Below are 13936 nucleotides of genomic sequence, written 5' to 3' on the forward strand. Positions count from 1 at the left end.
GGGGGATTTCTTTTATACCCGGAGCACAGGGCTTCAGTCAGGCAAGAAAGAGCAAGAGGAGGGGAAGAGCCCTGAAATATTTTAATGATTTAACCTCTGAGGAAGTAGAAGCGATCTTTTATACTCCACCGTTGGAGTTTCATAACCGTTCTCCCAAAAGTATATTGGCTTATGCGATAGGAGCGGCTTTGTACATGCCAGCGACCCGCTCGGAAGTAGCGGAAGAGATCAAAAATGGAAAACATGAAGGGTTAACAACGGTCATTTTGGATTTGGAGGATGCGATAGGGGATCAGCAGGTCGGGCAGGCGGAACAATCGCTGGCGCAGCAGCTGTTTCAACTATTGTCTTATGTACGGACGGGGATGATGAGTGAACAGCAATTACCTTTGTTATTTGTGCGTGTGCGCTCTGTGGAGCAGTTGGAACGACTACTGAACGGTTTGGGTGAATCTTTGTCACTGCTCACGGGCTTTGTCTTACCCAAGTTCTCTTCTGATAATGGACGAGCGTATTTTGCACTCATTGCAGAATATAACCGGAGTATGCATACAGGGGCAGGAAACGAAAACAACATGCCTGTGCTGTACGGGCTACCGATTCTTGAAAGCTCCAAAATCATTTATCGGGAAACCCGCTGGAAAGAGCTATTGTCGATTAAAGAAATCTTAGACGAGTACCAGGAATATGTGTTGAATGTACGCATTGGAGCAACCGATTTTTCCAGTCTGTATGGCTTGAGACGCAGCCCGGATATTACGATTTATGAAATTGCCGTCATTCGGGATTGCATCGCAGATATTATTAACTTGTTTGGACGCGTGGGCTCAAATTACGTCATTTCCGGTCCTGTATGGGAATATTTCTCTCACCGAGAACGTGTCTTTAAACCTCAATTAAGAGTATCTCCTTTCGAAGATGCACTTGGGAAGCCGGGCCGACACTTGCGGATGGACTTCATCTCAGATGCCGTAGACGGACTGATCCGAGAAGTCATGATGGACAAAGAGAATGGGATTATCGGCAAAACGATTATTCATCCCTCCCATATTAAGCCGGTACAGGCCATGTATGCGGTGACACATGAAGAGTATATGGATGCACTTGAAATTGTTGAGCGTAACGACGGTAGTCTGGGTGTATTCAAAAGTACCTATGCCAACAAAATGAATGAAATTAAGCCGCATTTGAATTGGGCTCATCGAATTATCAATAGATCAAAAGTATACGGGGTGTTACATGAACAACAACATTTTGTCAGTCTCTTACCCAACCACGAAAACACATCTGCTGCCAATCCTGGAGCAGTTCAGCGTTAAAATTACGGAGACTCATAATCCATTCCGTCTTCCTGTGGACAAGCTGTTTGCGATGGCGGCACGGGTCAATAAAAAGCGTTCATTTTTATTTGTCAGCAAGGTGCTGGGCAAGCATATTCCGGTAAACCCATACACCTCTCTGCTCAGTGGTGCGGCGCTGGCGATCCTGCTATATAAGGAGCTTGTCCCACAAGCGGGACAACAGATGGATGAACTGATTGGAGAGGCCGTGAGAGGACTACTTAACCCAGACTATGCGAAAGAGGCCTATCGAAAGCTGATGGATGAGCGTTTAGCTTTTGCTTTTACGGAGCCGATCAAGTTTGTTGGTTTTGCCGAGACGGCTACAGCACTGGGACACAGTATGTATCGGTTGTTTGACGACGGTACCTCGTATATTCATACGACACGCGAGGATATCCCGGGCCTTCGGCCTATTATTCGGTTTGAAGAAGAGCATTCGCACGCTGTTGATCATCGTTGCTATGCACTGGATGAAGGTGCTTTTGCGGGTGATGGCCCGATTGTGCTGGTAGATGATGAAATTACGACGGGGAAAACAACGCTTAATATCATACGGGATATTCAGGAGCATTTTCCGCGTAAACAGTATGTGATTGCTTCGTTATTGGATTGGCGGACAGACAGCGACGAGCAGGCTTTCGCTGATCTGGAGGTAGAGCTAGGCATTACGATTACGCCTTTAAGCTTGCTCAAAGGAAAGATTGAGGTACAGGGAGTACCAATACTGGATCACGCAGAATATGCTGGACAGGCTGGGAACCCAGAACATGCAGCCACTAGCATGGCAGAGGTTAATAAAGATGCTTCTGGAATAATTGACCACCGTTTTGAACAGGAGGCTTCCGGTTTTGAGCGGGTAGTACACAGCTCCATGTCAACGGACGGGTACACCAATACAGCTCCTTATCTAAAATATACAGGCCGTTTTGGTCTACAATCCATTGACAATTCAGCGTTGGATGCAGAAATCACGCGTACAGCCGAACGACTGAAGCAACTTCGTTCTGGGCAACGCACGCTGGTTATGGGCACGGGAGAATTCATGTACATTCCAATGCGGATTGCAGCAGAGTTAGGCCCGGATGTGTATTTTCAATCGACGACACGCAGCCCGGTATATCCCCACCGAGAAGAAGGGTATGGAGTCGCTTGTGGTGTGACATATCCATCGCCTGAGGACAGTACGATACGCAATTTTATTTATAATGTAGACCCTGGTCAGTATGACGAAATATTCGTTTTGATGGAAAGGGAGTCGGACCTAGAGCGGATGAACCCCATGCTGGAGGCTTTGAACCGTCTGGGCTGCGATAAAGTGCATGTCGTTTATTTTAACGGTTTAACTAGACAGGAGAGTAAAGGAGCGCGGATATGAAGCAAGCACTCATGGAGCAAATACAACAGAAGAACATTCATCCGCCCAAACCTCTAGGCAGTTATCCTGCCTCGGATGTCACATTTTTATTGAAGGATTTGAGTAGGGTTACGTTGGAAAAAGGGACGGAGGATCGTGAAGAGGCGATTCAGTCGGGCGTCCATTATTCAGAAATGCTGCCAGTGGAATACGAGCCCACCGCAGAGTATATTGCATTGTTTCACGAAACGCTTGCCCAATCTGCCCAAAAGGTTGCATTAGCGGCAGCTTCTGTGGCTGAGATGATTGTGAGAAAAAGAGGCTTAAATACGGCGATTGTTTCTCTGGCTAGAGCAGGGACGCCCATTGGTATCCTGATCAAGCGTTATATTGACTGGAAGTATAGCGTATCCTTGCCGCATTACAGCATTTCTATTATTCGTGGCAAAGGCATTGACCGGAATGCGATATTATACATTTTACAGCAGCATGGGCTGGGGATTGAACTTCAGTTTGTCGATGGCTGGACGGGGAAAGGGGCAATTCGCCAGGTATTGATTGAGGCCTGCCGTGAGATGAATGCGGATTACGGGTTGCGCCTAAATGATGATCTGGCGGTGCTGGCCGATCCGGGCAGATGTTCAGAAACCTTTGGTACACGAGAAGATTATTTGATTCCAAGTGCTTGTCTGAATTCGACTGTATCAGGTTTAATGAGTCGGACGGTATTACGCGACGATCTCATAGGCCCTGACGATTTCCATGGGGCCAAATTTTATGAATCCTGGCGGTCAGTGGATCAGTCCAATACGTTTGTGGATACGGTATCCGGGTATTTTCAAGACGTGGCTGAAGCGGCCGTTGCATATGCTGAACTAATGACATTGAATCCGCCTGCGGTGACATGGCAGGGCTTACGGGATATTGAGGCGATTCAGCAGGCATTTGGCATTCGGGATATCAATCTGGTCAAGCCCGGAGTGGGGGAGACGACTCGTGTACTGCTGCGCAGAGTGCCGTGGAAAATTCTGATTGATCGCGAAGATAATCCGAATCTCCAGCATATTATGCTGCTAGCAAAGGATCGTGGAGTGCCCGTAGAGGTATTTGAAGGATTGACTTATTCCTGCTGCGGAATTATCAAGCCGCTCAAGGGGGGACAAGAATGATCTACGCAAGTGATCTGGATCAGACACTGATTTACTCCAAACGTTCGCTTGGCGTACCGCTGGAGTCCCCTGGTCTGTTGCCTGCGGAACAGATAAACGGGGCGACATCGGCTTTTATTTCTGAACAAGCCCTGCAATGGCTAAAGACACTGCCTGAAGATGTGATGTTTATGCCCGTGACGACTCGGACGATGGAACAGTATCGACGAATCACCGTGTTTCAGACGGAGTTGGTTCCCGCATATGCCGTGACGAGTAATGGCGGAAACATCATCGTTGGAGGCGAGGTGGATCGAGAGTGGAATCGACGTATTCATGAACAAGTGCGCCGTGATGGTGCTCACGCGGAAGAAGCACGTCAGGTGTTCGGGCAGGTGCTGCATGAAGATTGGGTGGTAAACGAACGCTTTTGCGACGAGTTATTCTATGCTTTCATGATTGAACGGGATCGTATGCCGCTGGAACAGGTGCTGGAGAAGGCGCGAATCATGCGTGAAATGGGCTGGGAGGTATCCATTCAAGGTCGTAAGGTGTATTTGGTACCTGCAGCCGTGAATAAACAGGCAGCCGTGGAGCATATCCGTAACCTCACGAATGGAGGGACCGTGGTTGCGTCCGGTGACTCTTTGCTAGACCGTTGTCTGCTGGACTATGCCGATTATGCGATTGCTCCGCGTCATGGTGAATTGTATCGGGAACAACTGCGGGATAAGCTGGAGGTCAATTATCGTTTTACAGAAGTGTCGGGGGTTTATGCAGCGAACGAAATCATGGCGTATGTTCATGAAATACACCGGAGTGTGTTCGCAGCTCAAACTTCATTTTCAGAATAGATAGGGGACGTGGCTCTGTGAAGAAGGTTAAAGTGTATTTTAACCGCTGGTTTTCAGTGGCGTATCATTATATGAATGCTATTCGTAACAATGAGGACGGTATTCCGTTCGAGATCTATGCGACGCACTCTGATCCGCAGCATATGGCGTTACAGGCCAGTGATGTAGCTGAAGTAGAGCCTCGCACCAGTGGTGTGGAGTACGCACGGTTTTGCGCTGATTTTTGCAGACGGCACGGAATTGATGTCTTTATCCCACGGTGGAATATGCTCGATATTAGCAAGCATCTTTATTTGTTCGATGATATTGGGACAAAAGTGATGGTATGCCAAGATACCGAACTGCTGGAGCAACTGATGGAAAAGGATCTGTTTTATGAATCCATCCGTCAAAAGGACATTGTCACGATTCCCGATTATGCCATTGCCAGCAATGCCGAGCAGTTTAAACAGGCTTATGAGTCGTTAATAGCACTTGGGCATAAGGTATGCTTTAAGCCATGTAATGCAGAAGGCGGAATGGGCTTTCGTATCATCGACAATGAACGTAATCCGCTGGACGAACTGTTCGGACATGCGCTGAATCATATTTCGTTCGAGGAAGCACACCGCGTATTGTCATCCACAGAATCATTTCCCAATCTGATGGTGATGGAGTTGCTGGAGGGATACGAATACAGTATTGACTGCCTGGCTGACCGGAACGGAAAGCTGCTAGCAGCAGTTCCGCGTAGGAAGGCAGGAGGACGATTACGGCTGCTGGAGCAGCATCCCGAGCTGTTGGAGGTGGCACAGAAGGTCGCTGAGGCGTATCATATTCCGTACAATTATAATATTCAGGTAAAATATAACGGCGAGCATGCCAAGCTGCTAGAGATCAATCCGCGGATGTCCGGAGGACTTCATGTATCATGTTTGTCAGGTATCAACTTTCCTTATCTAGCGGTGAAATCGGCCTTGGGTCATGAGATCGGTTCACTTCATCCGCAATACGACATTTTAGCCAGTCATATCGAGCAGCCAATCACCATACGTAAATCCGTACATTGACACACACAAATATTGTTTTCTACAATATGGTAAGGGTTTACGTCAGGAGGTACAAGCTATGACGTCAAAAATGTGGGGTGCCACGATTGCTGTGGTTAGCTACCTGATTGCGCTTTTACTAAGTTTTTGGTTGCCACTGTTTGTGTGTTTGGCGATTCCGATCCTTGGTTTGGGAGGATACAGCGCCATCATGGCTGTTCGCCATCCTCGCCCCAATCTGACCGGTTCCGTGATTCCGGTGGTGCAGGAGCAGGTCGGTGAGACACAGCAGCATGAAAAGGAAGCTGCCGTTCGACCGGAGTCTATGACAGGACAAGTACGTCAACCAGATCAGGTGAGCAGTGAATTTGCTCAGGTGATGGAGTATTTGGAGGTACTGGAGGATATGGTGATCTCCGAGGGACAGAAGGATGCGCTTGATAACGAGATTGTCGAGAAGGCGCTGGCTCTATTTGCACGTTTGCAGCGGGTCATTCCGCTTTTGCATGAACTGAACAACAGCGAAGTGAATCATACGGTTCGGAGATTGATTTTGAAGGATTTGAATGGGCTAATTAATCCGTTCCTTCGGCTCAGCGGCGATGCGAAGCGGACCAACCGGAGGACGTTGTTAAACGGATTACGGGATGTGGATAATAAAATATCAGTAATTGTATCCACGGTGGAGCATAAGGATCTCATGGAATTACAGAGCAAAGCGGAGCTTATTCACCAGCGTTATAGCAGTTCCGAATTGTAGGCGATTTGTAAGAAAATAAAAAAGTAGCAAATTAGCTGCTCTGAAAAACAACGATTATACTTGGGAACAGTTGTTTTTTAGAATAGGAGGTAGCGTATGGCGACCCCATGGGCTGAGTTGAAAAAAGAAGATGAACAGAAGGTGACTGAGGAGGCTTCACAGCTGATTCAGAAGGTATCACAAAGCGATGTCATGAGCTTGGATACCTTAATGGATGATATCGGTAAGTTGGGGGTTAAAACGCAGGAACGTGCGGGGCAGACCCTTAAAATGCTGGATCGTCCGGTAAACGACCTCATGTCCGGTGATCGGGCTGAGGTATCCAATATGATCTTAAAGCTGCGTGATGAATGTGAAACGCTCCAGCAGAGCAAAAATGTGAGTTTTTTTGGCAAGCTTCTGCGTAAAAGCCCGTTAAAAAACTACATTTACAAGTATCAGTCGGTGAAGACGAACATCGAGAAAATCATTACTGCCTTGAGAGATGGTAAGGATAATCTGGAAGAAAACATCGTCAGCATGAGACAGTTGAAGAAAGCCTCCATTGAAGAAATCTACAATTTACAGACGAAGATCGCCTTTGGTAATCGCCTGAAAGAACTGTTTGAGACCGAGATTGCCAAGCCGGAAAATGAAAACCGCAAGCCTCATCTGGAGCGGGGATTGCGCAAGGTGGTTACTCGTACGCAGTCTATGACCGAAATGATTTTGTTATACAATCAGGCGATTGCGGCAACGGATATTATTAATGATAACAATGATAAACTGATTGATTCTGTAAATAATGCGATTGATAAAACATCGAATCTGATTACTGTATCGGCTATGATCGCGATGGCGCTGGCGGATCAGGACAAAATCATTTCAGCCGTCGATGCGACCAACCGTACCATTGAAAATCAATTCAAGGAAAATGCGAAGCTTCTCAAAACGACGACCGAGAGAACGACAGATCTGCTTAGCAAGCCTTCTATGTCACTGGAGGCTGTGAATCAGGCGATTGGTGATTTGGTATCTGCTTTGGATCTGTCTGAAAAATCAAACCGTCGGATTATTGAAAGCTGCCATGATTATACAAGTAAAATGACAGCAATCAATGCCAACCTTAGCCAACGTTTGGGGATCGAAGGGAAAGAACCTTCCAAACCGCTGAAGGATAGTAATTCTTCTGAGGGTTTAAGCTCGTTTTTGAACTGATGACAATGTAGAATAATAGACCAATCTATGAAAAAGACGCCGGGATGACTCCGAAGGGCGTCTTTTTTTGGTTTGCCAGCAGCTAATAAAGGACATGATGAACATACATAGCATTCTCGTGCATAAACTCTTAAAAAGCGAATGACAAAAGGAGAGAGCGAGCGTATGATGTCCTTTATTTTGGGTTGTGTCATTGTCTATTTACTTGTGGCTGCCAGTAGCGAAAAAGTAGATTCAATTGTGGAGTTAAATGATTCTGTGAAATAAAATTTTTTATTGAAAATCATGCATTTTCTGATAGGATAGAGTTAAATATTGGAATCCAAAAGGAGAATGCATGCTGGAATTTTCATTTGAAATCATCGACGAATCGAAAATTAACATTGTATATCAGTATGGAAGCAGCAGCTTCAATTTTAATTTATTTTTTAACTACGGTGTGTGGACGCTGCATCCTTTTGACGGGATTCTACTGCAGAACAAGGAAATGTGCCGTCTGATCGTTACGGATCTGTTTAAGAACAAAGATTTTCATGTCATGCTGGCACGCGAAAATATTTTATTATCAACCCTGCGTACCTCTATTGATCTCAATCCCGAAACTCGGGGAGATCGATATCAGGAACAGGAATTTGATGAACTGTCTGATTTTGCCGAGACACACAGCTTTGAAGAGGTACTGCAAATCGAGCAGGATTCCGTCCGCGAACGTATGGACTTTTTCCAAAACATCATTCAAAAAATGTATATGGAAGGATTCGGCCCGGAAGACAATGATTTTAACAAAGTGCAAGCTATCCTCCGTATTTATAAGGCTGCACATGACCAACTCGGAGAATTAAGCGACTTTCCCCTGAGAGGCGACGAACGACGCAGATGGTAGAGTAGACGTACTAGACGTACAAACGCAAACATCATAGAGGAGCGTGGGGAACATGAGCAGTATTTCTTTACTTAAAAAGAATGCGCAACTGGTACTGACTAAAAAGAATCTAACGAATGTGACTGCGAGAGTTGGATTGGTGCTCGATATTTCAGGATCTATGAGAAGTTTGTACAAAAATGGTACCGTTCAAAAGGTGTTGGAACGAATTGTTGCAGTAGCGAGTGCTTTGGATGATGATGGTGTACTGGACGTATGGGTGTATGATCACCGTTTTTCACGGTTGCCTTCCGTTACCGAAAATGATGTTGACAACTATGTTGAAAGACATATTCTGTCCAATGATTATTTGCCCAAGTTCGGTCGTAATGATGAGCCGCCTGTGATGCGCGATGTCATCGCCAAATACACCAAGGAAGAACCCTCTTCTGATCCGGCCTTTGTTATTTTTATTAATGATGGCGGTGTGAAGCGTGGAAAAGGAGACAACATCGACAACGCGGTCATTGATTCGTCAGGAGAGCCGATTTTCTGGCAATTTATAGGTGTGGGTGAGTCCGATTTTGGTGTATTAAAGAAGCTCGACAACATACAAGGCCGTGTGGTAGATAACGCTAATTTTTTTCAAATACAAGATATCGAATCTATGGAAGATAATGAATTGTACGAACTATTGCTTAACGAGTTCCCGTCATGGTTGCAAGAAGCGAAAGAAAAGCATATTTATTAAGGATACTAAGTGTTGTAATATGCGATCCTACAAAGCTTCATATAAAAAATACAAAAAGAGAGAGTTCCGCTAGCAATGCGAAACTCTCTCTTTCTTTACACACCTCTAAAACGTATAGAAGCTCTACGGCGGTTGCCAGCGGAGCGGGCAGAATTGTTCTGAAGAAGCGAAGCGTTCGCCTTTATCCCCGGATTTTACCCTTACAGGTTCTATTCAATAGAAATCCGGGGATAACAGCGATCGGAAGAACAATCTGCACGCGCAGCGCCCACCAACCGACCAAAGGCTTCTAATCGTTTTAACCTAACTCATCCCCATTAGTATCATCGAGCAAAGGATAAGCCCTGCTCCGCACCCCGAAGTATATACCTTGAGGTGGCGGAACATGGATGTTTTCCAGGCTGACAAAGATTCATCGGAACGCAAACGCTCATTTTCCTCTCGTAATGCCTTGGATTGACGAATGAATAACTGTCCGATGTCGGCAAATCCCCGCAGGAAGAGGGTTAGAAAACCGCTTTGCAGAACGTGGAAGATTGCACCGATCACCAAGCCCAGCAACCCCAACAGGAATAACAGATTTGCAGTAGCCATGTGTTCACGACCATTCAAGAGATGGGGGGTGGCGTACAGAAACCCTAAGGTACTGACAATCAGGGCGATGATCCCAAAACGTAAAATCATTATTTTTCGACCCGTTTCGCAAAGCGCAGGTCTGGGTTCGAACGAGCATCAAATACGATACCTTGAATCTTAGGGCTGATTAATGCAGTGTCCGCAGAGAACTGGATCGGAATAATCGGCAGATCTTCCATCAATACGTCTTCTGCCTGATGGAGCTGTTCAAAGCGTTTTGCCGGATCAAGCTCAAAGGTTGAGGATTCAATCAGTTTGTCATACTCCGGGTTGCTCCAGTTGGTAAAGTTGTTCGAGTTTTTGGAAGTATAATGCCCCAATACGCCGAGCGGATCCAGGAAGTTTCCTTCCCAGCCCATACGGGCGATCTGGAAGTTCTTCTGTTTAAAGGTATCAATGTACGTTTTCCATTCCTGATTCTCCAGCGTCACTTCAACACCCAGGTTTGTTTTCAGCATTTCCTGAATCGCTTCAGCTACTTTTTTATGCTTGTCCGAAGTGTTGTATTTGAAGGTGACTGGTGGCAGCTTGGTCAAACCTTCTTCTTTCAGACCTTCGGCCAGCAATTGTTTCGCTTTTGCAGCGTCAAACTCATAGTATTTTTTCGGTGCTTCATCACGGAAGTCCTTGCCGGATGGTGTTGTTGTTCCGTATGGAACATAACCGTAAGCCGGAGTTTCGCCACCTTTGGTTACGCTGGTAGCCAGTGCTTCGCGGTCAATAGCATAGGCAATGGCTTGTCTGATTTTTTTATTGTCAAACGGTTTTTGTTTTACGTTAAAAGAATAGGTGTACACACTGAAAGACGGATGCGACAGGAATTCCTTGTTGCTCTTTTCCTGATCCAATGTATCTACGGGAAGGCTCAAAATCAGGTCCAGATCGCCCGTTTTGTACATTTGATAATACGTTGTGGAGTCTTGCACCATTTTAAAATTAATCGTTGCCATTGTAATGGCATCTTTGTTCCAGAATTGATCGTTTTTCGTCAGCGTAATTTGTTCGTTATGTTTCCATTCCTTGGCTACATACGCACCGTTGCCGACAATTGTGCCTGCTTCTGCTGCCCATTTGTCATTTTTCTCAACAACCGATTGGTTTACTGGCAGATAAGCATGACCCACGGCGATCGTGGGGAAGAAGCTTAGCGGTGATTTCAGCTCAACAACAAGAGTTTTATCATCTTTGGCTGTAACACCCACGTTTTCAATTTTACCTTTGCCTGTGTTGTACGCTTCGGCACCTTTGATGTAGTAGAGGGCAGAAGGATCGTAGGCAGCTGTTTTTGGATTTAGTACCCGTTTCCAGGAGTATTCAAAATCCTTAGCTGTCAGTGGGTCACCATTCGACCATTTTGCACCGTCACGGATAGTAAAAGTGTAGGTTTTGCCGTCAGGAGATACGTCTACTTTGCTGGCAGCACCTTCTACGATTTTACCAGCCTTATCGTATGTATACAGCCCTTCATACAAGTTATCAATTACAAAATAGGACGTTGTATCTGATGCGAAAGCAGGGTCTAGCGTATAAGGTTCTCCACCTGCCAGATTGGCATTAATTTCTTGCGGGACATCTGCTTGAGGAGCAGCGGACGGGTCGTTGCTTGCTGTTTTGTCCGTATTACCAGAGCATCCTGCCAAAGCCGTTACGGCCAAAAGTAAGATGATCGTCATCCAATGCATTTTTTTCATCGTGGTTTTCCTCCATTACTGTAATTAGTTATGCCAAAAATAAGGTACACCTTACCGGGAGTTACTCATCCTCCTTTCCTGCAGGTATGCCGCGTGTGCGCACTTCGATAAAGGAACTGCCGTTCTTCCTGCGGTTAGGCGAGAAGCTGCGGATCATGGTGACACCCCTCCTTGTCCAATTGGGATCTCTCTGTTGTTAATGTTGTGAACGCGGGTCAAGTGCATCCTGAAGCCCATCTCCAAGCGTATTGAACGCTAGCATGGTGAGCGATATCATCAGCCCGGGGAAAAATAGGCGCCACCATTGACCGCTTAAAATAACGCCAAGTGAATCGTTAGCCATCGTCCCCCAGCTGGCCGAAGGAGACTGAATCCCCAAACCGAGAAAGCTCAGGAACGATTCGGCAAAAATAGCCGACGGAATAGTGAACGTTAAATTCACGATAATGATTGCCGCTGCGTTTGGTAGCAAATGTCTGAAGATAATACGCGAATGAGATGTCCCCAAGCTACGGGCTGCCAACACATATTCCTGCTGCTTCAGCTGTAAGATTTGCCCACGTACTACACGTGCCATACCGACCCAGCCAGTAATAGATAATGCAATAATCATCGTGAGCAGACCGGGCTTCATAATGACGAGCAGCAGAATGATGACTAGCAGATAAGGAATACTATACAAAATTTCAATAATACGCATGAGAATGCTGTCGATCCGGTCGCCCGTTTTACCCTGCCCAGCACAATAGCCAGCAACACAGCCGACGAGAATGCCAAGTACCAAATCAATGGCGGCAGCGGCAAAGCCGATCATGAGTGAAATTCTAGCCCCGGCCCATGTCCGTGCCCATACGTCCCTCCCCAGATCATCCGTGCCAAACCAATGCTCTTTGGAAGGAGAGAGATTCGTCTTCAAAAGAGATTGATCACTCGGTGCATAAGAAACCATGGAAGGTCCAACAATCGCCAGCACAATAATCATGATTAGTAGGGAAAGCCCCAAAAGAGCAAGCTTGTTGTTGAAAAGTCTGCGTAGCCGATCCCGCCAGAGTGATTCTTTGGGTCTGGTCAACGTGGCGGTGGGGATCTGGCTGCGGTCTACAAGACTGAACAGACTGTCCTTTTCGACAGTAGGTGCTGCTTTCATGTTAATCTCCTTTACTGACTAATTTGATTCGTGGATCGACAAGGCGATAGGAAATATCAATTAAAAATAAAGTAACGACTAGAATGGAACTGTAGAAAATGGTCGTCCCCATAATCACTGGATAATCCCGGTTAAAGATACTATCTACGAAGTATTTACCGATGCCGGGAATGGCGAATATTTTTTCAACGACAAAGGTACCTGTAATGACGGAAGCGAATAGCGGTCCGATAAAAGAAAGCACCGGAACCAACGCGTTGCGTAATCCGTGACGCAGAACTACTGCCCAAGAAGACAACCCTTTCGCTTTGGCAGTGCGTATGTACTCCTCATGCATGACTTCCAGCATACTCGTCCGCATAAAGCGGGCGATAACGGCAAGAGGTGAAACAGCGAGAGCCAGCGATGGGAGCACCGTATGCTGCCAGGTTCCCCATGAGGCGACCGGAAGAAGGTGCCATTGAACGGCAACATACTTGATTAGCAACGGTGCCAATATGAAGCTGGGTACGGAAATACCAACAATGGCGATAAACATCGAGATATAATCCAGTGGTCGATTATGGTGTAGAGCAGCCAGTGTTCCAAGCGAAATTCCGGCAATAATCGCGACCACGATGGATTGAATACCGAGCAATGCAGAAGGTGGAAAACCTCGGGCGATGAGCATATTGACGTCCGTCGTTTTCGATTGAATAGACGGGCCCATATCCAGCACTAGCAGATTTTTGAGATACAGCACATACTGCACAGCGAGCGGCTTGTCCAGATTGTACCTGGCACGCATGTTTTGCAATACCGCTTCCGGAATGGTTTTGGAATCGTTCGAGAATGGGTCACCCGGAATGATGTGCATGATGATAAACGTTAAAGTGACGATAATCCACAGTGTAATGAACATCGTAAAAAGACGCTTTAAAATGTACATGGGGCTTAATTTCTCCTGTCTATCAAGCTGATTTACATACTATTGCTGCTAAAAATTTAATATAAGTAAAAGTATATAAGAATACTAGGAAATAATAAGACGGTTTAGGTGACATGTCAAGGTAAGGTTTTACATTATAGAACACAGGTCAAATTTTCGTCACAGGTTTTCCATTTATATAAGGCTAAGATTCCGCTCATTCCTCTCGACGAGTATCCTGCGGTGTGTTATGATGAT

13 protein-coding genes are annotated in these 13936 nt (G+C 46.0%); 9 read left to right on the top strand and 4 right to left on the bottom strand.

Annotation, left to right across the window (positions count from 1 at the left end; translation table 11 throughout):
• Positions 1-131 precede the first annotated feature (131 nt).
• From MLD56_RS05040 to MLD56_RS05080, 9 genes are all read left to right on the top strand, one after another.
• Positions 132-1319 (top strand): HpcH/HpaI aldolase/citrate lyase family protein, encoded by a 1188-nt coding sequence (locus MLD56_RS05040; RefSeq protein ID WP_029517564.1) that lies wholly within the window; start codon positions 132-134, stop codon positions 1317-1319.
• A complete protein-coding gene (locus MLD56_RS05045; protein ID WP_080658626.1) occupies positions 1240-2718 on the top strand; it encodes a phosphoribosyltransferase family protein in 1479 nt (492 codons plus the stop codon). Before MLD56_RS05040 ends, MLD56_RS05045 begins: the two co-directional genes overlap by 80 nt.
• Positions 2715-3866: a cysteine protease StiP family protein gene (locus MLD56_RS05050; RefSeq protein ID WP_029517562.1), complete on the top strand. Its 1152-nt coding sequence runs from the start codon at positions 2715-2717 to the stop codon at positions 3864-3866. The genes MLD56_RS05045 and MLD56_RS05050 overlap by 4 nt, the downstream gene beginning before the upstream one ends.
• On the top strand, positions 3863-4699 hold the full coding sequence (locus tag MLD56_RS05055; RefSeq protein WP_029517561.1) for an HAD family hydrolase: 837 nt from the start codon (positions 3863-3865) through the stop codon (positions 4697-4699). Before MLD56_RS05050 ends, MLD56_RS05055 begins: the two co-directional genes overlap by 4 nt.
• 17 nt (positions 4700-4716) lie before the next feature.
• Complete coding sequence (locus tag MLD56_RS05060) at positions 4717-5748, top strand: ATP-grasp domain-containing protein (protein WP_029517560.1); 1032 nt, start codon at positions 4717-4719, stop codon at positions 5746-5748.
• Between the two features lie 58 nt (positions 5749-5806).
• Positions 5807-6487 (top strand): hypothetical protein, encoded by a 681-nt coding sequence (locus MLD56_RS05065; protein ID WP_029517559.1) that lies wholly within the window; start codon positions 5807-5809, stop codon positions 6485-6487.
• A gap of 96 nt (positions 6488-6583) precedes the next feature.
• Positions 6584-7684: a toxic anion resistance protein gene (locus MLD56_RS05070; RefSeq protein WP_029517558.1), complete on the top strand. Its 1101-nt coding sequence runs from the start codon at positions 6584-6586 to the stop codon at positions 7682-7684.
• 337 nt (positions 7685-8021) lie between these two features.
• Complete coding sequence (locus MLD56_RS05075; RefSeq protein WP_029517557.1) at positions 8022-8567, top strand: hypothetical protein; 546 nt, start codon at positions 8022-8024, stop codon at positions 8565-8567.
• 52 nt (positions 8568-8619) lie between these two features.
• Complete coding sequence (locus MLD56_RS05080; protein ID WP_029517556.1) at positions 8620-9297, top strand: vWA domain-containing protein; 678 nt, start codon at positions 8620-8622, stop codon at positions 9295-9297.
• Between the two features lie 303 nt (positions 9298-9600).
• Here the strand turns inward: MLD56_RS05080 and MLD56_RS05085 are convergent, their stop codons facing one another.
• The 4 genes from MLD56_RS05085 to MLD56_RS05100 form a co-directional block, all read right to left on the bottom strand.
• A complete protein-coding gene (locus MLD56_RS05085) occupies positions 9601-9981 on the bottom strand; it encodes a DUF3899 domain-containing protein (RefSeq protein ID WP_029517555.1) in 381 nt (126 codons plus the stop codon).
• A complete protein-coding gene (locus tag MLD56_RS05090; protein WP_029517554.1) occupies positions 9981-11624 on the bottom strand; it encodes a peptide ABC transporter substrate-binding protein in 1644 nt (547 codons plus the stop codon). The genes MLD56_RS05085 and MLD56_RS05090 overlap by 1 nt, the downstream gene beginning before the upstream one ends.
• Before the next feature lie 196 nt (positions 11625-11820).
• On the bottom strand, positions 11821-12771 hold the full coding sequence (locus MLD56_RS05095; RefSeq protein WP_029517553.1) for an ABC transporter permease: 951 nt from the start codon (positions 12769-12771) through the stop codon (positions 11821-11823).
• A gap of 1 nt (position 12772) precedes the next feature.
• The gene (locus tag MLD56_RS05100; protein WP_029517552.1) at positions 12773-13699 is read right to left on the bottom strand and encodes an ABC transporter permease; all 927 of its coding nucleotides are present in this window, start codon (positions 13697-13699) and stop codon (positions 12773-12775) included.
• Positions 13700-13936 lie beyond the last annotated feature (237 nt).

Source organism: Paenibacillus peoriae (assembly GCF_022531965.1).
GTDB lineage: Bacteria > Bacillota > Bacilli > Paenibacillales > Paenibacillaceae > Paenibacillus > Paenibacillus polymyxa_D.

Coding starts and splice junctions, on each gene's coding strand:
- MLD56_RS05045 (WP_080658626.1), top strand. CDS start 1,240: ATGAACAACAACATTTTGTCAGTCTCTTACCCAACCACGAAAACACAT.
- MLD56_RS05050 (WP_029517562.1), top strand. CDS start 2,715: ATGAAGCAAGCACTCATGGAGCAAATACAACAGAAGAACATTCATCCG.
- MLD56_RS05055 (WP_029517561.1), top strand. CDS start 3,863: ATGATCTACGCAAGTGATCTGGATCAGACACTGATTTACTCCAAACGT.
- MLD56_RS05065 (WP_029517559.1), top strand. CDS start 5,807: ATGACGTCAAAAATGTGGGGTGCCACGATTGCTGTGGTTAGCTACCTG.
- MLD56_RS05070 (WP_029517558.1), top strand. CDS start 6,584: ATGGCGACCCCATGGGCTGAGTTGAAAAAAGAAGATGAACAGAAGGTG.
- MLD56_RS05075 (WP_029517557.1), top strand. CDS start 8,022: ATGCTGGAATTTTCATTTGAAATCATCGACGAATCGAAAATTAACATT.
- MLD56_RS05080 (WP_029517556.1), top strand. CDS start 8,620: ATGAGCAGTATTTCTTTACTTAAAAAGAATGCGCAACTGGTACTGACT.
- MLD56_RS05085 (WP_029517555.1), bottom strand. CDS start 9,981: ATGATTTTACGTTTTGGGATCATCGCCCTGATTGTCAGTACCTTAGGG.
- MLD56_RS05090 (WP_029517554.1), bottom strand. CDS start 11,624: ATGAAAAAAATGCATTGGATGACGATCATCTTACTTTTGGCCGTAACG.
- MLD56_RS05095 (WP_029517553.1), bottom strand. CDS start 12,771: ATGAAAGCAGCACCTACTGTCGAAAAGGACAGTCTGTTCAGTCTTGTA.
- MLD56_RS05100 (WP_029517552.1), bottom strand. CDS start 13,699: ATGTACATTTTAAAGCGTCTTTTTACGATGTTCATTACACTGTGGATT.